The following is a 20,266-nucleotide window of genomic DNA, read 5'->3' on the forward strand; positions in this document are numbered from 1 at the left end:
GGGGAGCGAGCGATCTCTGCGACGGCCTCAGGACCTCACGGCCCCGAGAACCGCGGGAACGACGGAACCCCGCCGGCATGAGGCCGACGGGGTTCCGTCGTTCGTGAGGGGCGGGATCAGCGCACGTCGTCGTCGATCCAGTCCATCGACTTGGTGACGGCCTTCTTCCACAGGCGCAGTTCTCGCTCGCGCTCGCCGTCGTCCATGTTGGGCTCCCAGCGCTTGTCTTCCTGCCAGTTGGCACGCAGGTCGTCGAGGTTGTCCCAGAAACCGACCGCGAGGCCCGCCGCGTACGCGGCGCCGAGGGCGGTGGTCTCCGCGACGACCGGACGCACGACCGGCACGCCGAGGATGTCGGCCTGGAACTGCATGAGCGCGTCGTTGGCGGTCATACCGCCATCGACCTTGAGCTCGGCCAGGTCGACGCCGGAGTCGGCGTTGACGGCGTCGAGCACCTCACGCGACTGGAAGGCCGTGGCCTCCAGCGCGGCGCGGGCGATGTGACCGCGGTTGACGTAGCGGGTCATGCCCACGATCGCGCCGCGGGCGTCAGGACGCCAGTACGGTGCGAACAGGCCCGAGAACGCCGGCACGAAGTACACGCCGCCGTTGTCGTCGACGCTCTCGGCGAGCTTCTCGACCTCGGGGGCCGAGGAGATGATGCCGAGCTGGTCGCGCAGCCACTGGATGAGCGAGCCGGTCACGGCGATCGATCCCTCGAGCGCGTAGCGGGCGGGCTGGTCGCCCAGCTTGTAGCCGAGGGTGGTCAGCAGGCCGTTCTTGGAGTGGACGATCTCTTCACCGGTCTGGAAGATGAGGAAGTTGCCCGTGCCGTAGGTGTTCTTGCTCTCGCCCGGGTCGAAGGCCGCCTGGCCGAAGGTCGCGGCCTGCTGGTCGCCCAGGATGCCGGCGATCGGGGTCTCGCGCAGAAGCGACGAGGACTCGACGGTGCCGTAGACCTCGGAGGAGGAGCGGATCTCGGGGAGCATGGAGGCGGGAACGCCGAAGTCGGCGAGGATGTCCTCGCGCCACGAGAGGGTCTCGAGGTCCATGAACAACGTGCGGCTGGCGTTGGTGACGTCGGTGGCGTGCACGCCGCCGTCGATGCCGCCGGTGAGGTTCCACAGCACCCAGGTGTCGGTGGTTCCGAACAGCAGGTCTCCGGCCTCGGCCTTCTCGCGGGCTCCGTCGACGTTCTCGAGGATCCAGACGATCTTGGTACCCGAGAAGTAGGTCGCCAACGGCAGGCCGACGATGCTCTTGTAGCGCTCCGGATCGCCGTCGGCGAGGCGGTCGACGATCGACTGCGTGCGCGTGTCCTGCCACACGATGGCGTTGTACACCGGCTTTCCGGTGTTCTTGTCCCACACCACCGCGGTTTCGCGCTGGTTGGTGATGCCGACGGCGGCGATGTCGTGGCGGGTGATGTCGGCGCGGCTGAGGGCCAGGCCGATCACCTCCTGGGTGTTGCGCCAGATCTCGGCAGGGTCGTGTTCGACCCAACCCGCGCGCGGGAAGATCTGCTCGTGCTCCTTCTGTCCGACGGAGACGACGCTCCCGGACTTGTCGAAGATCATCGCGCGCGTCGAGGTCGTGCCCTGGTCGATGGCGAGGACGTAGTCGGCCATGGATGGACTCCTTTGTCAGTGTCTGTGATGGGTGAAGCGGAAGGGAGGAGGGCGCGAGAGCGTCGGGCGACGCCCTCGCGAAGAGTGATTACTTGCCGAGACCGAGGAGCACGGGGGCCAGCAGACCCGCGAGCAGGCCACCGACGAGGGGACCGGCGACGGGAACCCACGCGTAGCCCCAGTCGCTCGAACCCTTGCCCTTGATGGGGAGGATCGCGTGGGCGATGCGGGGTCCGAGGTCACGGGCGGGGTTGATGGCGTATCCGGTCGGGCCACCGAGGGAGGCGCCGATGCCGACGACGAGCAGGGCCACGGGAACGGCCGAGAGACCGCCGATACCGGCGGGGACGCCGACGCTGGCCACACCGTAGTCGGCGAAGCCGAAGATCACGAACACCAGGACGAACGTGGCGATGACCTCGGTGAGGAAGTTGAAGCCGTACGAGCGGATCGCGGGGCCCGTAGAGAACACGCCGAGCTTGGCGGCCGGGTCGGGCTCGTCGTCGAAGTGCTGCTTGTACGAGGCCCAGGCGAGCACGGCACCGATGATGGCGCCGACCATCTGCGCGGCCACGGCCACGAGGAACTGGACGAAGGAGATCTTGCCGGCGACCAGGAGGCCGATCGAGACGGCGGGGTTCAGCTGAGCGCCGGAGTAGGCGGAGACGATGACACCGGCGAAGACCGCCAGGCCCCACCCCCAGTTGACCATCAGGGTGCCGCCGGCGTTGCCCTTGGTCTTGGCGAGGGCCACGTTGGCGACCACGCCGCAGCCCAACAGGATGAGCATCGCGGTGCCGACGACCTCCGAGAGGAAGTACAGCCCCAGGTTCACTTCTTGCATGTCGTCATCGACCTTTCTTTCGTCGCCCGGACACCTTCGGCTCGGGCGGTAGTGCGGCTCGGTGCTCCGAACCTACGGCTCACGTGCGGGCGCGCAACAGGTGGCGCGCCCGCACGTTCTCTCAGATTCGGGCCACCCCGGCCTGTGCCAGATCGACACGGTGCGCGGAGCGGAGAATCTCAGTCGTACGGGCCACTTCTTCGTCGACGTGCGCGGAGTCCCAACCGAGGGGCTCGGCGACCGCCTCGGCGACCTCTCGCAGCGTGCGCTCGGTCATGCCGCCGACGAATGCGAGATGCGTGCGGCGCAGCAGAACGTCGATCAGGTGCACGACCTGCTCGTTCTTCGCGATGAAGGCGAGCTCCTCGCGGTAGTAGCCCGCCGCATCGGGAACCGGCGTCGGCTCGGCGGGCAGGGCGGCGAGGATCGCGTCGGCGCGGGTGCCGTAGCGCTCCAGCATCGCCTCGACGAGCTCCGCGGAGTGCGCATTCGTGCGCGCGGCGATCCAGCGGCGACGCTGCTCGGGCGTGGCGGGGAAGCCCGCGCCGCCGCCGATGGGCAGCCCCTGGGTGCTGACGCGGTGGGGGCGGCGCAGCTTCTGCAGGGTCTTCATGCTGAGGTGCTCGGCGAGGGCTCGGAAGGTGGTCCACTTGCCGCCGACGAGGCTCATGGCGGGGACGCCCGCGACCTCGTCCTCGACGATGCGATAGTCGCGCGAGACGAAGCCGGGGGCGGTGTCATCGTGGCGGGGGAGCGGGCGGATGCCCGAGAACGTGTAGACGATCTGCGAGCGGTCCACGCCGATGTTCGGGAAGACGTGACCGATGAGGTCGAAGAAGTACTCGATCTCGTCGTCGGTGCACACGACCGGCTTCGAGGGATCGGCGTCGATGTCGGTGGTGCCGACCAGGACGCGGTCCTTCAGCGGGTAGATGAGGACGATGCGGCCGTCGGAGTGCTCGAAGAAGATCTCGCGACCGCCGGTGGCGGCGAGCAGCTCGGGGTTGTCGAGCACGATGTGCGAGCCCTTGGTGCCGCCCATGAAGGTCGTGTCCAGCCCCATCGCCTTGTTCGCGAGGTCGGTCCAGGGTCCGGCCGTGTTGAGGACGACCTTCGCCTTGACGCTGAACTCTTCGCCGGACACCTCGTCGCGTACGCGCACGCCGTTCGCGTCGGCACCGACGGCCGAGACGTAGTTGACGGCCTGGGTGCGGCCCGCGCCGGCCTCGATGCCGTCGCGCAGCACGTCGAGGGCGATGCGCTCGGGGTCGTGCATCGAGGCGTCGAAGTAGGTCGCGGTGTAGGCGAGGTCGGGGTTGAGCTTGGGCAGCTCGGACAGCGACTTCTTCTTGCCGAGGAACTTGTGGCGGGGGACGGATCCGCCGTCGCGCGAGAAGGTGTCGTACATGATCAGGCCGACCTTGATGAGAAGGGCGCCGCGCTCATTGGGCTTGCCGCGACCGTGCGTGACGAGAAGGCGGAAGGGTGCCGACAGGATGCCGGAGAACGTCTTGTAGATCGGAATCGTCGTCTCGAGCGGCTTGACGTAGTGGGGGGCCGTCTTGAGCAGGTCGTTGCGCTCGGTGACCGCTTCTTTCACGAGGCGGAACTCGCCGTTCTCGAGGTAGCGGATGCCGCCGTGGACCATGTGGCTGGAGGCCGAGGAGGCGCCGGAGACGAAGTCGCCCCGCTCGACGAGTGCGACGCTGACGCCCTGGAGGGCGAGGTCGCGGAGGGTGGCGAGGCCGTTGATGCCCCCACCGATGATGAGGACGTCGAGGTCTTCGGCGTCGCGGAGCGCCTGGACGTCGGCGCGGAGCGGAGTAGCGGGGGACGACATGTCGACTGCGACCTTTCGTTGTTGGTACGACGATCACAATGCGCCTGTCTGCACGTTGTTGCAAGCCCCTTGAACAAACGTGCAGAATGGTGTCCATGAAGGTAACCGAACGGTGGTGACGCAGACGGAAGAGCGCTCCCGCGACGCTCTGCGGGCGGCACAGCTCTACTACATGCAAGACCTGACGATGGATGCCATCGCTCACGAGATGCGGGTCTCCCGATCGTCGGTGTCGCGTCTGCTTCAGCACGCCCGCGACGTGGGGCTCGTCACGATCTCGATCAGCCCTCCCGACGACGCTCGGGGACAGATGGCCCAGCGGATCGCCGATCGCTTCGGCATCACGGCCCACGTCGTGCCCACTCCCGCGCGCACCTCAGAGGCCGAGCGGCTGGAACGAACGGCGCTGACCGCGGCGCGCATCCTCGCCGAGCGCGTCGAGTCATCGATGACGGTGGGCGTCGCCTGGGGGTCGACGCTCTCGGCCGTCGCCCGCCACGTGCCGCAGAAAGACGTGCACGACACCCACATCGTCCAGATGAACGGTGCGGCCAACGTCCGCACCTCCGGCATCCCGTACGCGGGAGAGATCCTGTCCAAGCTCGGAGCGGCCTGGTCGTCGTCGGTGCACCAATTCCCGGTGCCCGCGCTCTTCGACGATCCGCAGACGAAGCAGGCGATGTGGCGCGAGCGCTCGGTGCGATCCGTGCTCGAGATCCAGCAGCGCGTCGGTCTGTTCGTCTTCGGGCTCGGCTCTCCGCACGCAGACGTGCCCTCGCACGTGTACAGCGGCGACTACTTCGACGAGCGCGACCGCGCCGTCATCGAACGCGAAGGCGTCGTCGGCGACTGCGCCACGGTGTTCTACCGCGCCGACGGGTCGAGTGACATCCCCGAGCTCAACGCCCGCTCCAGCGGCCCCGACCTCGACACGGTCCGGCGCATCCCTCGTCGCTTCTGCGTCGTGTCGAGCCTGTCCAAGCTCGACGGGCTGCGCGGAGCGCTCGCCGCCGATCTCGTGACCGAGCTGGTCGTCGAGGAGTCGCTCGCGCGGCGCCTGCTCAGCGTCACGCGCTGACGCCTGTCGCGCCGAGCGCTCAGTGCTCGCCGAACCCGTCGGCGATGAGCGATTCGAGCTCGTCGAGTGCCGCTCTCGCTTCGGGACCCGACGCGCTCACTCGCACGCGCGATCCCTGCCGGATCCCCAGCGCCATCAGCGCGAGCAGGCTCCGCCCCGAGACCTCGGCGGAGCCCGTCTCGAGATCGGCGATGCGCACCTCCGCATCGTGTCGGGACGCGGCCTTGACGAAGGTGGCCGCGGGCCGCGCGTGCAACCCGGAGGGGTTGGTCACGACGGCCTCGAAGGAGAGCGTCTCGTCGGCCGGGTCGTCCGTCGCGACGGCACCGGATGCCGGGCCCCCGGCGTCTGCGCCCAGCTGCCGCGCCTTCGCGTCCCCGGCGGTGGCGCACTCGGCCGCCACGGCTTCGAGGTCGCCGCCGCCCGCGGCGGTCACCACGGCTGCGACGAGTCCCTCCACGAACGGAGCGGGACTGAGGCGGACCCGTTCGGGCTCCGCGACGAACTCCAGGGCCGTCTCGGCGCTGAGAATCGCGGAACCGAGGTCCATCAGGACGAGAACCCCGTCTCCGGAATCAGCGTCGTCGATCGCGGCGGCGATGGCCACGGCATCCGTTCCCAGATCGTCGTCGGGGCCGCCGGCTGCGATGCGAAGCGTCGGGGGGTCATCCCCGCCCATCTGCAGGGCGAGGTGCGCCGCGGCCTCCGCAAGCGCGCGCGAGTGCGAGACGGCGACCAGGCCGATCACTCGTCGGCCGCCAGGGTGTCGCGCAGAGCCTCGAGCAGCAGGGTCGCCGAGCTCGCGCCCGGGTCGAGGTGGCCCGCACTGCGCTCGCCCAGATAGCTCGCCCGGCCTTTGCGCGCCACGAGGGGTTCGGTCGCGTCGCGTCCCCGGGCCGCGGCCTCCGCGGCGGCGCGGGCGGCCGCGGCGGGGCCGTCGCCGGCGGCGGTGTCCCAGGCATCGAGGGCGGGAGAGAGTGCGTCGATCATCGTCTTATCGCCGAGCTCGGCTTTCCCACGAGCCACGACCCCGTCGACACCGGCGCGGAGGGCGGTGCCGAGGGCGTCGGCATCCACTTCTCCCCCTGCTGCGAGGGCGGGGCCCATGCGGAGGAAGAGCGTTCCGTAGAGCGGCCCGCTCGCGCCGCCGACCGATGACACGAGGGTCATGCCGACGGTCTTGAACAGGTCGGCGGGGGTATCGGGCACGGGGTCGAGCTTCGCGACGACCGCGTCGAGACCGCGGGCCATATTCGAGCCGTGGTCGGCGTCGCCGATCTCGGAATCGAGCCGGGTGAGCTCGTCCTTGTGCTGCTGCACGGCGTCGCGGAACGCGCGAATCCACGCCACCAGGTCGGCGGTCGAGACCGAGCCGCTCATGCGCCCCACCGCAGCCCCGGCGTCACGACGGGGGCGTCCCACAGGCGCAGCATCTCGTCGTCGGCTTTCACCACGGTCAGCGACGCGCCGGCCATGTCGAGGCTCGTGATGAAATCGCCGATCAGCACGCGCTGCACGTCTACCCCGGCCTCGGCGAGCAATGGCGCGATCTGTCCGTACAGCAGGTACTGCTCGATGAGCGGGGTACCGCCGAGGCCCGACAGCAGCACGATCGCCGGCCCCACGGGCTCGGCGAAGTCGCGCACGATCGGATCGACCATGAGCGCTGCGATCTCTCGAGCGGAGGCCAGCTTCACGCGCGAGCGGCCGGGCTCGCCGTGAATGCCGACGCCGACCTCCATCTCGTCGTCGGGGAGGTCGAAGGTGGGGCGGCCCGCAGCGGGGACCGTGCAGCTGGTGAGGGCCACTCCCATCGATCGGCCCGCGGCCGCGACCCGGCGGGCGAGATCGGCGACCGCGGCGAGGTCGGCCCCCTCTTCGGCGAAGGCGCCGACGACCTTCTCCAGGATGACGGTTGTGCCGGTACCGCGGCGACCCGCGGTCCAGGTGGAATCGGTCACGGCGACGTCGTCGGCGACGACGACCGACTCGACCCGCACGCCCGCGGCTTCGGCGAGCTCCGCCGCCATCTCGAAGTTCAGTACGTCGCCGGTGTAGTTCTTCACGATGTGGAGCACCCCCGCACCCGAGTCGACCGCCTGCGTGGCGGCGAGCACCTGGTCGGGGGTGGGGGAGGTGAACACCTCTCCGGCGGCCGCGGCGTCGAGCATGCCGAGGCCGACGAAACCGCCGTGCATCGGCTCGTGCCCGGATCCACCGCCCGACACCAGCGCCACCTTGCCCGTGCGCGTCGCCTCTGCCCGCAGGATGACACGGTTCTCGGCATCCACTCGGAGGTCCGGATGAGCTGCGCGGATGCCGCGGAGGGCCTCCGCCAAGACGTCGGCGGGGTCGTTGACGAACTTCTTCACGGTGCCTCCTCGTTGTGGCGACGACGGTTCGGGCCGTCGGATTCGACCCTGCTCGCCGGGCGTCGTCACGTCAAGGAGGAACTGCCGGTGAGGGTCGAGAGTCAGAGGCGCTCGTGGGGGAGCACCTGCTTGATGCGCTCGATCGGGTTCTGTGCGGGCGCCTCGTTGTAGGCGTTCGCGAGCTCCTGCTCGCTGAGGGCATGGATCGCCGCCATGATCTCGTCGGTGGCGCCGCGACGCGCGCGTCCCGAGGCGGCGGCGCCGTGCGGGGAGAGATCGAGGGGCGCGCCGAAACGCACCGTGATGCGTTCCGCGGTCGTGGGGATCTTCGCGCCGACCGGCATGACCTTGTCGGTGCCGATGAGCCCCACGGGAACGACCGGGGCGCCCGTCTGCAGCGCAAGGAAGGCGACCCCGGTGCGGCCCTTGTAGAGGCGGCCGTCGAGCGAGCGCGTGCCTTCGGGGTAGAGCGCCACGGCCCGGCCATCCTCGAGAAGGGTGCGCTGCTGGTCGAGGGCGTCGAGGGCCTTCTGGCCTGCTCCGCGCTCGACGGGGATCGCGCCGATCGCGGTGAAGAACTGGCGTGACGCCCACTTCTCGAAGTAGGCCGACTTCGCCATGAAGTGCACGGGGCGGGGGGCGGCGACGGGGATGGCGATCGAGTCGATGAACGACAGATGGTTGCTCGCGAAGATCACCGGCCCGGTACGCGGGACGTTCTCTCGCCCCTCGATGCGCGGGCGATAGACCGCGCGCGCCAGGGGGGCGATGAGGAAACGTCCGAGGCGGTAGGTCGCGCCCATCTGCTCCGGCACGGTCACGGGGGTCTCGGCGGGCAGGGGGGAACTCACTCGATGAGGCTACTCGCCGCCGCATGCTCGTGCGCGCATGGTAAGCGCGTCGACATGCCGACACGCGGCGGGCGCCCTCGTACACGGGCCTCTCAGCCGCGGCAAAGCCGGATGCGGGAGGATGGACGCTTCCTGTCTTCCCTCGAGAGGTCACCCGTGCGCTTCCGCCCGATCGCTTCCCTGTCCGTCGTCGCCGCCGCGGCGTTGCTGCTGGCCGGGTGCTCCGGTTCACCCGATGAGGCATCGACGCCCGACGCGAGCGGCTCGGCCGACGCCGGCCAGTGCCAGAGCGCGCTCGCCGACGCGCCGGCCCCCGACGGTCTCGTCGTCTCGGGCGATTTCCAGGGCAAGGTCAACGTCACTCTTCCCGACGGCTACACCCCCTCTGCTTTGCAGCGCACCACCCTGGTCGAGGGCACCGGACAGCAGATCAAGGCGGGCGACGTCCTGAAGGCCAACTTCACGCTGATCGACACCGCCTCGGGCGCCGTGCAGCTGCAGACGCTTGATACCGAGCCGGCCGGCATGGACACGCTCGTCTCCTCGCAGCAGATCTTCGGCGCCGCCCTCGAGTGCGCGCCCATCGGATCGCGCACCGTGTCGTCGTTCCCCGCCGGCACCCTGGGCGAGGGCTCGCCCGCCTTCGTGCTCGTCGCCGACGCCATCTCCGAATTGCCGACGCGCGCCGAGGGCACCGAGGTCGCTCCCGTGGACGGCATGCCGACGGTGAGCTTCGACGACAACGGCGCCCCCACGACCACGACGAACGCCGACGGCAAGCAGATGCTGCCCCAGCCGACCGCCCCGGCTCCCACCGACGTGCGCATCGAGAACCTCCGCCAGGGTGCGGGGGAGACCGTGAACGCCGGTGACCAGGTCATCGTGCAGTACACCGGAGCGCTGTATGACAGCGGGCAGGTCTTCGACTCGAGCTGGCAGCGCGGCACCCCCGCGCAGTTCCAGACCGACCAGGTCGTCGACGGTTTCCGTCAGGCCCTTGAGGGACAGACCGTCGGCTCGCAGGTCGTCGTCGTCATCCCGCCCGCCGCGGGCTACGGCGACAAGGCGCAGGGCGACATCCCGGCCAATTCGACCCTGTTCTTCGTCGTCGACATCCTGGGCGTCCAGCACGCCACCATGGCGGGCTAAGTAGGCTGAGGGCATGCGCCGCGTCCTCATCCTCGGTTCCACCGGTTCGATCGGGACGCAGGCGCTCGACGTCATCGCGAACAACGCCGACCGCTTCGAGGTCGTCGGGCTCGCCGCAGGCACCGACCGGGCCGGTGTCGAGGCGCAGGCCTCGGCCTTCGGGGTCGAGCACACGTCTCTCGGCGCCGTCGAGGCGGAGCAGCTCGTCCGCGACGTCGAGGCCGACGTGGTGCTCAACGGGATCACCGGATCGGTGGGCCTCGGCCCCACCATCGCCGCCCTCGAGGCGGGGCGCACCCTCGCCCTGGCCAACAAGGAGTCGCTGATCGTCGGCGGCGAACTCGTCACCGCACTCGCGGCACCGGGGCAGATCGTTCCCGTCGACTCCGAGCACTCCGCGATCGCGCAGGCGCTGCGCTCCGGTCACGCCGGAGAGGTGCGCCGGCTCGTGCTCACGGCATCCGGAGGCCCCTTCCGCGGACGATCGCGCGACGAGCTGCAGGACGTCACCCCCGCGGAGGCCCTCGCGCACCCCACGTGGGACATGGGCCGCGTCGTCACGACGAACTCCGCGACACTCGTGAACAAGGGCCTCGAGGTGATCGAGGCGCACCTGCTGTTCGACGTGCCGTACGACCGGATCGCGGTGACCGTGCACCCGCAGTCGATCGTGCACTCGATGGTCGAGTTCGTCGACGGCTCGACCATCGCCCAGGCGTCGCCGCCCGATATGCGCCTGCCGATCTCGCTCGGTCTCGACTGGCCGCACCGCATCGCCGGCGTGGGCGCCCCGCTCGACTGGACGCGCGCCTCGCAGTGGACCTTCGAGCCCCTCGACGAGAAGGCCTTCGGCTCCGTGGCGCTGGCCAAGAAGGTCGGCCGGGCGGGCGCCACATACCCCGCCGTGTTCAACGCGGCCAACGAGCAGGCGGTCGACGCGTTCCACGAGGGGCGTCTGAGCTTCCTCCAGATCGTCGAGCTCATCGAGCGCGTCGTCGATCGCCACGAGCCGCCCGGGAAGCTCACGCGCGAATCGCTCGCCGAAGCCGAGAGTTGGGCGCGACGCACCGCCGACGAGATCATCGCGGCGCGCTGAGTCCCGAGCGGGCGGTCGGCCGGTTCAGGCCGGGAAGTCGACCGGGCGCTCCGGGTCGGACGACGGGGTGCTGTCGACGGGGTACGGAACCGGCCACTGCGGGTCGGGTACGGGCCATCCTGCAGCACGTAGCGCGCGGCGCGACAGTTCGCGCGCCGAATACGGGGTGCGCACGCCGCGGATGTCGCGGTAGTCCTGGTGGCCGGGGCCGGCCCACAGGATCGCGTCGCCCTCTCCGACGAGCTTCACGGCCTCGAGGATCGCGCGCTCCGGCGGGGTGAACTCCAGGATCTCGGCGTCGGGTCGAGCGCGCCGTGCGCCCTCGACCAGCACCTCGCGGATGGTGTCGGGGTTCTCGTGGCGCGGGTGGTGATCCGTGACGACGAGGATGTCGCTTCCCTCGACCGCCGTGCGGCCCATGTCGTGACGCTTCGTGGCGTCGCGGTCGCCGTCGGCGCCGAACACCATGACGACCTTGCCGGGCGTCACGCGCCGGACCGCGGCGAGAGTCTTCTCAAACGCGTCGGGGGAGTGGCCGAAGTCGACGTAGACCGCGGGGCCCGCGGCGCCCGACACGAGCTGGGTCCGACCGGGCAGCGATGCCTCGATGTGCGAGCCGTCGAGGGTGCTGTAGAGGTGTTCCCAGGTGTAGCCGGTCTCGAGCAGCATGACGATCGCCAGTCCCGCGTTCGCGGCCATGTGCCGACCGATCACGGGGACGACGGTGGTGAGGGAGCGGCCCTTGCCGTCGCTGAGGGTGAACTCGGTGCCCTCTTGGCGCTCGTCGACGATGTCGACGGTCCAGTCGGCGGATGCCGCGGCGGCGGCGTTCTCGCTGATCGCCGGGGTGGCGATGGTCACGACGGGGATCTCAGCGCGTGCGGCGATCTCGGCGCCGGAGGCCGAGTCGAGGCAGACGACCCCGCGACGGGCGCGGTCGGGGCGGAAGAGGGGCAGCTTCGCCTCGAAGTACTCGCGCATGTCGGCATAGTCGTCGAGATGGTCATGGGTGAGGTTCGTGAAGCCCGCGACGTCGAAGACGAGGCCATCGACCCGGTGACGGGTGAGCGCCTGCGCGCTCACCTCGACCGCGACGGCCTGCACGCCGCGCTCGCGCATGAGGGCGAGGAGGGCGTGGAACTCGGAAGCCTCGGGGGTGGTCAGGCGCGAGACGATGACCTCGCCCGCGATGTGGCGCTCTGCCGTCGACGACAGGCCGGTGACGACCCCGAGCTGACCGAGGATGCCCTCGAGCAGGTGCGAGACGCTCGTCTTGCCGTTGGTGCCCGTTGTCGCCAACAGCTGGGGGAGCGTGTCGTCGGGCCCGGTGCCGTACACCCACGCCGACAGGTCGCCGAGGAGCGCACGAGGGTCGTCCACGACGACGATCGGAAGACCCGCGGGACCCGCGATCTCGGCGCCCGCGTCGTCGGTGATGACCGCGACGGCGCCACGCTCGGCGGCGGTGGCGGCGAATTCCGCCCCGTGCCGGTTCACGCCGCGGATGGCGACGAAGGCCTCGCCGGCCCGCAGATCGGCGGTGGCCAGCGTGAGGCCGGTGAGGGTGGTCCGGTCGACGTCGCCCACGGTGCGGACGCCGTAGCGTCGGGCGAGTTCGGCGAGGTCGCGGCGCGGCGGGTTCTCCGGGCGGAGGACGGGCGGCAGGTTCGAGGGGGCGGCGGAGGACATCGCATCCATTCTCTCATCCGGCGTCGCACAGACACCGCATCGGGGCCGCACGGGCGGTTCAAAGGCGTGCGGCGGTATCGTCGGCGGGTGACTGCGATCGCGTTCCTCATCGGCGTCATCGTGCTCGTGCTCGGCCTGGCCGTCTCGATCGCGCTGCACGAGGTCGGGCACCTGCTGCCCGCCAAGCTCTTCGGCGTGCGCGTCGGCCAGTACATGATCGGTTTCGGACCGACACTCTGGTCGAAGCGCATCGGCGAGACGGAGTACGGCCTCAAGGTGCTGCCGCTCGGCGGCTTCATCTCGATGGCCGGGATGTACCCGCCTGCGCCCGAGGACGCCAAGCCCGGCACGAAGCGCTCGCGCTTCTTCGCGACGATGGTCCAAGACGCCCGCGACGCGAACGCGGAGACGCTGATCGCCGCCGACGACCGGGTGTTCTACAAGCTGCCGGTCTACAAGCGGATCATCGTCATGCTCGGCGGCCCGGTCATGAACCTCGTCCTCGCCGTGGTGCTCTTCACGATCGCGCTCAGCGGTATCGGCATCCAGCAGGGCACCACCACCGTCGCGTCGGTCTCGCAGTGCGTCATCCCCGCGAGCGAGGGCCGCACCGAGTGCACCCCCACCGATCCCGTCGCTCCGGCGGCGGCCGCCGGCATCCAGCCCGGTGACAGATTCGTCTCGATCGACGGCACTCCCGTCTCGACGTTCGCCGAGGCCGCCGCGATCATCCAGCGTTCGCCCGGGAAGCAGCTCTCGGTCGTCATCGATCGCGACGGCGCGCAGCGCACCGTGCAGTTCACGCCCGCGACCACCGACCGCGCCGTCACCGACGCGAACGGCCGTCCCGTGGTCGACGCCTCCGGCGCGACCGAGTATCAGACCGTCGGATTCGCGGGGATCAGCCCGCAGAGCGCGCTCGTGCGTCAGCCCATCGGCACGAGCCTCGAGGCGACGGGGCAGTACATCGGCTCGGTCGCGCAGATCGTGTCGCAGTTCCCCGTGCGGATCTACGACGTCGTCGTCGACACCCTCAACGGTCAGCCGCGTGACGCGAACAGCCCCATGAGCGTGGTCGGCGCCGGCCGTCTCGCCGGCGACATCGCCGCCGTCGACGCGCCGATCCTCGACCGCGTGCAGACCATGATCACGTTGCTCGGCGGCCTGAACATCGCCCTGTTCGTCTTCAACCTCATCCCGCTGCTCCCGCTCGACGGTGGTCACGTCGTCGTGGCGCTGTGGGACGGCATCAAGCGTCAGATCGCTCGCCTGCGTGGCACGGTCGCCCGTCCCGTGGATGCCACGAAGCTCGTGCCCGTCACTTTCGTCGTCGTGATCCTGCTGGTGGCGACGGGCGGGGTTCTGTTCCTCGCCGACATCGTCAACCCGGTGCAGTTGCTGTAGCCGAGCCGGCGGATCGACCCTTTCGCGGAGAAGCGTGAGCCGGTAGGTAGTCCGCCGCGGTCAGAGCGCGTGCGCGATCAGACGCTCCAAAGTCCGCATGCCGTCGCGCGACAGGATCGACTCGAGATGCCCCTGCACGCTCGCGAACGCGGGGCCGCGGAGGGCGTAGACGTCGCCGGTCTCGGGGTCGGCCGCGACCTCGGCCGGGATCTCGATGCGACCCTCCGGGACGGGGAGGGGAGCCCCCGTCGACTCCCCGCGCGCGGTGATCGACTCGACCACGATCCCGCGCTCGGTCGTCCCCGGCGCCACGCGCGCCGTGAACGTGTTGTAGAACCCGATCGAGGCGTCCTCGCCGAAGACGTCGACGCTCTTCTGCAGGCCCTGGTGCGGCTGCGCGAGAGGAGCGAGATCGATGCCGAGCTGGTCGGCGAGGATCTGGTGGCTCAGGCAGACCGCGAGAAGCGGAGCGTGGCGGAAGAGGCGGCGGGAGACGACGCGGCGCATCGCGGACATGCGCGGGCTGTCGTCGCGCGGGTCACCGGGGCCGGGGCCCGAGATCACGAGGTCGGCGGCATCGACCTCGTCGTTCGACGCCTGCGACCAGTGCACGATACGGGTGTCGAGGCCCAGGTGTCGCAGCTGGTGCGCGAGCATCGTCGTGAAGCGGTCCTCGGCATCCACCACGAGCGCCGTGCGGCCCGCGAAAGGGCCCGACCCGTCGGGGTCCTGCGGGTTCATCCAGAAGGGCGCCAAGCGATCGTTGCGGGATGCCAGCAGCTCGGCGATCGCGGGATCCTCGGCGAGCGGTCGGCGCGGGGCGGCGGGGGCGTCGGCATCCGCCCCCTCGGGGGCAACCGGTACGTCGCGCGGAATCGCGCCGATCGCGCCGAGCACGCCGGCGGCCTTGCCGTGGGTCTCGCCCACCTCGCCGTCGGGGTCGGAATGGCGCACGAGCGTCGCCCCGACCGGGACGCGCAGGCGCCCGTCGACGAGGTAGGCCGTGCGGATGAGGATCGGCGCGTCGAGGTCGTGCGTGGGCCCCTCGACCGAGCCGTTCGGGGTGAAGAGGGCCGCGACGCCGGAGTAATAGCCACGCGGAACGGTCTCGTGCCGGGCGATCACGGTGCACGCGTTCTGCATGGGGGAGCCGGTGACCGTCGGGGCGAACATCGTCTCACGGAGGATGTCGCGCGGGTCGAGGTCGCTCGAGCCGCGCAGCATGTACTCGGTGTGGGTGAGGCGCGACATCTCCTTGAGGTGGGGGCCGGTGATGCGGCCACCGTCGCTGCAGACTGCGCTCATCATCTTGAGCTCCTCGTCGACGACCATGAAGAGCTCCTCGGTCTCTTTGGTCGAGCGCAGGAACTCGGCGAGCGTTTCGGCCGTCGCCCCGCCCGCCGGGTGCCGGAAGGTTCCCGAGATGGGGTTCATCGTGACGACGCCGTCCTTCGCGCTGACGTGCGCCTCGGGGCTCGCGCCCACCGCGATGTGATCGTCGGTGACGACAGCGAACGTCCAGTACGCGCCCTTCTCGTGCTCGAGCAGCGCGCGGAACCACGTCAGAGCGGCGATCCGGGGGTCGACGTCGACGCCGGCGACGAAGTCGCGACGGATCACGAAGTTCGCCCCCTCGCCGCGGCCGATCTCGTCGGCGATCACGCGGCGCACGATGCGGGCGTAGTCCTCGTCGCTGATGTCGAAGCCGGCGTCCGCCAACGGCACGGGGGAGGAGGGGAGGGATGCCATGGCCTCGGCCCGCGGCAAGGACACGCGGTCGCCGATCACCAGACAGCGCAGCGGGGCCCCGTCGTCGTGGCAGACGAAGCCGCGCTCGCGCACCTGTCGGTACGGGACGAGCGCGAGCACCTCGCGGGCGACGCCGTCGGCATCCGTCAACGGGATGTCGGCGAGGAGCTCGACGTCGACGACGTCTCCGGTGAGGACCTCGACGGTCGCCCCGTCACGGGCGATGAGGGCGAAGGGGGCGGAACCTGCGGCGAGGTCCGAGAGCAGGGGAGAGGGGTCGAGCCCGGTCATCGAGATGTCTTTCCGTCTGTGCTGAGCGAGGTTCCGTCGCGGCCGCCGAAAACACGAAGACCGCCGGATTCCCCAGGGGGAGGGCGGTCTGTTGCATGCGTGCGCACCGCCTAAACGGTGGGCCACCAAGATGTGTGAGCGCGCATGGCGCCGAACCTACCACAGCAGCCTTTCGGCACCGGTTCAGGCGCCGTGCGGTGAGGGCGGCGTAGGCTGAGCCCGTGCCTGCTGTGAACCTCGGAATGCCCCGCGTGCCGGAGACCCTCGCGCCCCGTCGCAAGACCCGCCAGATCCGGGTCGGCAAGGTGCTCGTCGGTGGCGACGCTCCCGTCAGCGTCCAGTCGATGACCACGACGCCCACCACCAACATCAACGCCACGCTGCAGCAGATCGCCGAGCTCACGGCATCCGGATGCGAGATCGTGCGCGTCGCCGTGCCGTCGCAGGACGACGCCGACGTGCTGCACATCATCGCGAAGAAGAGCCAGATCCCGGTCATCGCCGACATCCACTTCCAGCCGAAGTACGTCTTCCAGGCGATCGACGCCGGGTGCGGCGCGGTGCGCGTGAACCCGGGCAACATCCGCAAGTTCGACGACCAGGTCGGCGCGATCGCCAAGGCCGCGAAAGACGCCGGCGTCTCGCTGCGCATCGGCGTCAACGCCGGATCGCTCGATCGCCGCCTGCTCGAGAAGTACGGCAAGGCCACCCCCGAAGCGCTCGTCGAGAGCGCCGTGTGGGAGGCCTCGCTGTTCGAGGAGCACGACTTCCACGACTTCAAGATCTCGGTCAAGCACAACGACCCGATCGTCATGGTGAAGGCTTACCGTCTGCTCGCCGAGCGCGGCGACTGGCCCCTGCACCTCGGCGTCACCGAGGCGGGCCCCGCGTTCCAGGGGACGATCAAGAGCGCCACGGCGTTCGGCATCCTGCTCTCGGAGGGCATCGGCGACACGATCCGCGTCTCGCTGTCGGCGCCGCCCGCCGAAGAGGTCAAGGTCGGTCATCAGATCCTGCAGTCGCTGAACCTCCGCGAGCGCAAGCTCGAGATCGTCTCGTGCCCCTCGTGCGGCCGCGCGCAGGTCGACGTCTACACCCTCGCCGACGACGTCACCGAGGGGCTGAAGGACATGACCGTCCCGCTGCGCGTCGCCGTCATGGGCTGCGTCGTCAACGGACCCGGCGAGGCGCGCGATGCCGACCTGGGCGTGGCTTCCGGTAACGGCAAGGGGCAGATCTTCGTCAAGGGAGAGGTCGTCAAGACCGTGCCCGAGAGCGAGATCGTGGCCACCCTCATCGCCGAGGCCAACCGCCTCGCCGCCGAAATGGGCCCCGACGCCGCCACCGGCACCGCGCAGGTCATCACGGCCTGAGCCCCGCGCGTCGTCGCCGGCCTACCGGGCTCTCATCGCCTCCCCACAGCATTCGTTCACCTGGGTGACACCGGCCGTTCGACATCTCGGCGACGGCCGAATCACCGGTGCTCACGGAGCAGGCCTACCGTCTGATCCGGTCGCGGCGAGCGTCGCGGCCGATCCCATCGGACGGTCGGAGAGGAGACGCCGCGCACCCCGCGGCACATCACTCATGGAATCACGCACCCTCAGGCTCCATGCGGCGTGGCGCATCGCCATCGCCGGCGCGCTCGTCGTCACCGGCGCCGCGGCGCCGCTCTCGGCGAATGCAGCGAGCTACCCCAGCGACAGCGCCAAGCCCGATCTCGTCACGCTGCTCAGCGGCTACCGCGACTTCTGGACGCCCAGCGGCAAGGGCGATTTCAGCGGCACCGTGGTGAATCCGACGGTGCTGGCCTACAACGACCGGCTGACGGTGTGGATCAACAACAACGCCACCGCCGCGCAGCAGTTCCGCGCGCTGCAGGACTCCGAGTACAACAACAGCGCCAAGACCGCTTACGACCAGTCCTTCACCGTCTCGGGCGGTCTCGGCTCGTCGCTCAGCGCGATCTACGTCAAGGGTCTCAACTCGGGTGCCCTGCCCCTGACACAGGCGCTCATCAACAGCTCGAACGGATCGTCGGGCGCCTACGTGTCCACGAGCACGGCCAAGAACACGTTCAGCTACGCGCGCCCCTTCGTCAAGACCGACCCGAACGCGACCGCCGTCTCGGGCGACGACTCCGCGTGCGCGCCCAGCGTGAACAACGCCTCGTCGCTGAAGAGCATGCGCCAGGGAACGTCCTGGGCCGACGCGGACGGCAACCTGCTCATCACCCGTGTCGCACCGGTCACCGACACCACGCACCAGTTCTCTCCCAGCGACGTGCCCCTCGACGCCGCGTACGGTCAGCCGGGCATCTGCAAGGGTGGCTCGTTCCCGTCCGGCCACACGACCACGGCCTACCAGGCCGGCATCACCCTCGCGACCCTCGTGCCCGAGCTGGGGCCGGAGGTGCTCGCGCGGGCGTCCGAGAACGGCAACAACCGCATCGTTCTCGGTGTGCACTACCCGCTCGACATCGTCGGAGGCCGCATCGACGGCGAGGCCGCCCTCGCCGCCCGCTGGTCGGACGACGCCTACCGCGCCGGCGTGCTACAGCCCGCCCGCCAGGAGCTGACGACGTACCTGCAGCAGCAGTGCGGAGGCACCCTCGCCGCGTGCATCGCCGCCGAGGCGCCGTACCAGAACGACCCCTACGGCGGGAAGGCCATGCCCGGCGGAACGGCGCAGAAGGTCACCGACCGCGCCTCGGCCGTGTCGGTGTACACCGAACGCCTCACCTACGGCTTCGCCCGCACAGGCACCGCCGGTCAGCCGGCGGCCGTGCCGGCAGGCGCGTCGAACCTGCTGCTGACTGCGTTCCCGCAGCTGACCGACGCGCAGCGCACGTCGATCCTCGCGCAGACCCAGATCGACTCGGGCTATCCGCTCGACCAGACGTCCGGCGGCAACGGATCGTGGCAGCGTCTCAACCTCGCCGCCGCGATGTCGGCAAAGGTGCAGGTCAACGCCGACTCCACCGTCTCGGTGCTCGGCGTCGGCGGCACGGCCCAGGTGCTCCCCGCGCCGACCGGCACGACGCCCGCGCTGACCGCCCCGAACGGCACGACCGTCGCCGCCGGCGGCCAGCTGCAGATCGCGGGCTCGGGATTCGCCGCCGGTCAGAAGCTCACGGTGCAGCTGCACAGCGATCCGGTGACGATCGCGACCGTCACCGCCGATGCGAACGGCGCTTTCGCCGCGACCGTCACGATCCCCGCCTCGACCCCGGCCGGTGCGCACACGATCACGCTCCTGGATGCCACGGGCGCCGTCGTCGCGGGACCGCTCGCGGTCACGGTCACCGGCATGCGCCTGCCCCTGGTGAGCGGATGACGACGAGCCCCGCTCGTCGGCGCCTGGCGCTCATCACGATCACCGCGACGGCGGCTGCGGCCGTCGTCGCGGTGATCGCCGCGTGGGCGCTGGCTCCCGTCGCCCCCGCGGTCCCGGCAGCCGATCCCACGCCCTCGTCGTCCCCGACGCCCGCGACCGCCGCGTCGCCCCGTCCGGTTCCCGCGGTCGACGCCGGCGCGCTGTCGGCGTTGCCCGAGGCGCGCTACGACGCGGTGATCGGAGGGCTCCTCGTCGCCGACACGGCCCTGCCCGCGCACGCCGACGTGTACTCGACGGCATCCGATCTGCCCCTCTTCGGCGACGCCGACGACACGGGACGCGCGGGTGGCAGCGGCGGTCCCGTCGCGCGTCTGGCCGCGCACGACTTCTTGGGCGAGGCCACCCCCGTCGTCGTGGTCCGCACCGAGGGGCCGTGGGCGCTCGTGCTGACGCCCGCCCGCCGCACGCTCCCGTCGGCCGCGCCGGCGGGTCAGCCCGCGGCGGCGCAGACCGCGGCCTGGGCCCCGCTGTCGTCGCTGGCGAAGACGACCGGCCCGACGTCGCGCGTCGAGGTGTCGGTGGCGCAGCGGTCCGTGTCGATCGTCGCCCTCGACGGCACCGTGCAGGCTACGTTCCCCGCCGCCGTCGGTGCCGACGGCACGCCCACGCCGACCGGCGTCATCGGCTACCTCGAGGCGCGATACGTCGACCCGTCGCAGGGGACCGGTGATCACCCCATCCACCTGACGTCGTTGCACTCCGCCGCTGCCGACGAGCCCTTCGGCGGTCACGACGGGGGACTCATCGGCATCCACTACGCGGACCAGCGCGACGGGGCGATCTCGCACGGTTGCGTGCGGATCGGCGCCGACGCGGTCGCGGCGCTCGCCGCGCTCCCGCTCGGCACGCTCGTGGTGCTGCGCTGACGCCCACACCCGA

General features: G+C 70.5%; 16 protein-coding genes. 7 read left to right on the top strand and 9 right to left on the bottom strand.

The annotated features are described in order from the left end of the window. Positions 1-116: 116 nt before the first annotated feature. The 3 genes from glpK to NE358_RS05090 form a co-directional block, all read right to left on the bottom strand. Positions 117-1,628: a glycerol kinase GlpK gene (glpK, locus tag NE358_RS05080; RefSeq protein WP_074694199.1), complete on the bottom strand. Its 1,512-nt coding sequence runs from the start codon at positions 1,626-1,628 to the stop codon at positions 117-119. An 88-nt stretch (positions 1,629-1,716) separates the two neighbouring features. Continuing rightward, positions 1,717-2,472, bottom strand: coding sequence for an MIP/aquaporin family protein (locus NE358_RS05085; RefSeq protein ID WP_103210285.1), 756 nt, complete (start codon positions 2,470-2,472; stop codon positions 1,717-1,719). 121 nt (positions 2,473-2,593) lie between these two features. Continuing rightward, positions 2,594-4,312, bottom strand: a complete 1,719-nt coding sequence (locus tag NE358_RS05090) for a glycerol-3-phosphate dehydrogenase/oxidase (RefSeq protein ID WP_289942067.1) — start codon at positions 4,310-4,312, stop codon at positions 2,594-2,596. Positions 4,313-4,427: 115 nt separating this feature from the next. On the opposite strand from NE358_RS05090, the gene NE358_RS05095 reads away from it, so the two are divergent. Continuing rightward, on the top strand, positions 4,428-5,390 hold the full coding sequence (locus tag NE358_RS05095; RefSeq protein ID WP_499318345.1) for a sugar-binding transcriptional regulator: 963 nt from the start codon (positions 4,428-4,430) through the stop codon (positions 5,388-5,390). A gap of 19 nt (positions 5,391-5,409) precedes the next feature. On the opposite strand, the gene dhaM is transcribed toward NE358_RS05095, so the two are convergent. The 4 genes from dhaM to NE358_RS05115 form a co-directional block, all read right to left on the bottom strand. Further along, positions 5,410-6,138: a dihydroxyacetone kinase phosphoryl donor subunit DhaM gene (gene dhaM, locus NE358_RS05100; protein WP_289942069.1), complete on the bottom strand. Its 729-nt coding sequence runs from the start codon at positions 6,136-6,138 to the stop codon at positions 5,410-5,412. Next, positions 6,135-6,770, bottom strand: coding sequence for a dihydroxyacetone kinase subunit DhaL (gene dhaL / locus NE358_RS05105; RefSeq protein WP_289942072.1), 636 nt, complete (start codon positions 6,768-6,770; stop codon positions 6,135-6,137). The genes dhaM and dhaL overlap by 4 nt, the downstream gene beginning before the upstream one ends. Further along, complete coding sequence (gene dhaK, locus NE358_RS05110) at positions 6,767-7,762, bottom strand: dihydroxyacetone kinase subunit DhaK (protein ID WP_289942073.1); 996 nt, start codon at positions 7,760-7,762, stop codon at positions 6,767-6,769. Before dhaK ends, dhaL begins: the two co-directional genes overlap by 4 nt. A gap of 101 nt (positions 7,763-7,863) precedes the next feature. Continuing rightward, positions 7,864-8,613, bottom strand: a complete 750-nt coding sequence (locus NE358_RS05115; protein ID WP_499318347.1) for a lysophospholipid acyltransferase family protein — start codon at positions 8,611-8,613, stop codon at positions 7,864-7,866. 156 nt (positions 8,614-8,769) lie between these two features. Here NE358_RS05115 and NE358_RS05120 point away from each other — a divergent pair, with 156 nt between their 5' ends. Then, positions 8,770-9,762, top strand: coding sequence for an FKBP-type peptidyl-prolyl cis-trans isomerase (locus tag NE358_RS05120; protein ID WP_103210297.1), 993 nt, complete (start codon positions 8,770-8,772; stop codon positions 9,760-9,762). Between the two features lie 13 nt (positions 9,763-9,775). Beyond that, positions 9,776-10,858, top strand: coding sequence for a 1-deoxy-D-xylulose-5-phosphate reductoisomerase (dxr, locus tag NE358_RS05125; protein ID WP_289942075.1), 1,083 nt, complete (start codon positions 9,776-9,778; stop codon positions 10,856-10,858). A 24-nt stretch (positions 10,859-10,882) separates the two neighbouring features. Here dxr and NE358_RS05130 read toward each other — a convergent pair whose 3' ends face one another. Next, on the bottom strand, positions 10,883-12,547 hold the full coding sequence (locus NE358_RS05130; RefSeq protein ID WP_116238872.1) for a Mur ligase family protein: 1,665 nt from the start codon (positions 12,545-12,547) through the stop codon (positions 10,883-10,885). 87 nt (positions 12,548-12,634) lie between these two features. Between NE358_RS05130 and NE358_RS05135 the strand changes: the two genes are divergently transcribed. Further along, positions 12,635-13,951: a M50 family metallopeptidase gene (locus tag NE358_RS05135; RefSeq protein WP_103210300.1), complete on the top strand. Its 1,317-nt coding sequence runs from the start codon at positions 12,635-12,637 to the stop codon at positions 13,949-13,951. A gap of 60 nt (positions 13,952-14,011) precedes the next feature. On the opposite strand, the gene NE358_RS05140 is transcribed toward NE358_RS05135, so the two are convergent. Then, on the bottom strand, positions 14,012-15,991 hold the full coding sequence (locus NE358_RS05140; RefSeq protein ID WP_289942083.1) for a chorismate-binding protein: 1,980 nt from the start codon (positions 15,989-15,991) through the stop codon (positions 14,012-14,014). A 221-nt stretch (positions 15,992-16,212) separates the two neighbouring features. On the opposite strand from NE358_RS05140, the gene ispG reads away from it, so the two are divergent. The 3 genes from ispG to NE358_RS05155 all read left to right on the top strand — a co-directional run bounded on the left by ispG (position 16,213) and on the right by NE358_RS05155 (position 20,253). Continuing rightward, positions 16,213-17,364 (top strand): flavodoxin-dependent (E)-4-hydroxy-3-methylbut-2-enyl-diphosphate synthase, encoded by a 1,152-nt coding sequence (gene ispG, locus NE358_RS05145; protein ID WP_499318350.1) that lies wholly within the window; start codon positions 16,213-16,215, stop codon positions 17,362-17,364. Positions 17,365-17,578: 214 nt separating this feature from the next. Further along, entirely contained in the window at positions 17,579-19,327 is a 1,749-nt protein-coding gene (locus NE358_RS05150) for a phosphatase PAP2 family protein (protein ID WP_220340828.1), read from the top strand. Next, a complete protein-coding gene (locus tag NE358_RS05155) occupies positions 19,324-20,253 on the top strand; it encodes a L,D-transpeptidase (RefSeq protein ID WP_141375561.1) in 930 nt (309 codons plus the stop codon). The genes NE358_RS05150 and NE358_RS05155 overlap by 4 nt, the downstream gene beginning before the upstream one ends. Positions 20,254-20,266: the final 13 nt, after the last annotated feature.

The sequence above is a fragment of the Sphingomonas sp. G5 genome (assembly GCF_052660795.1).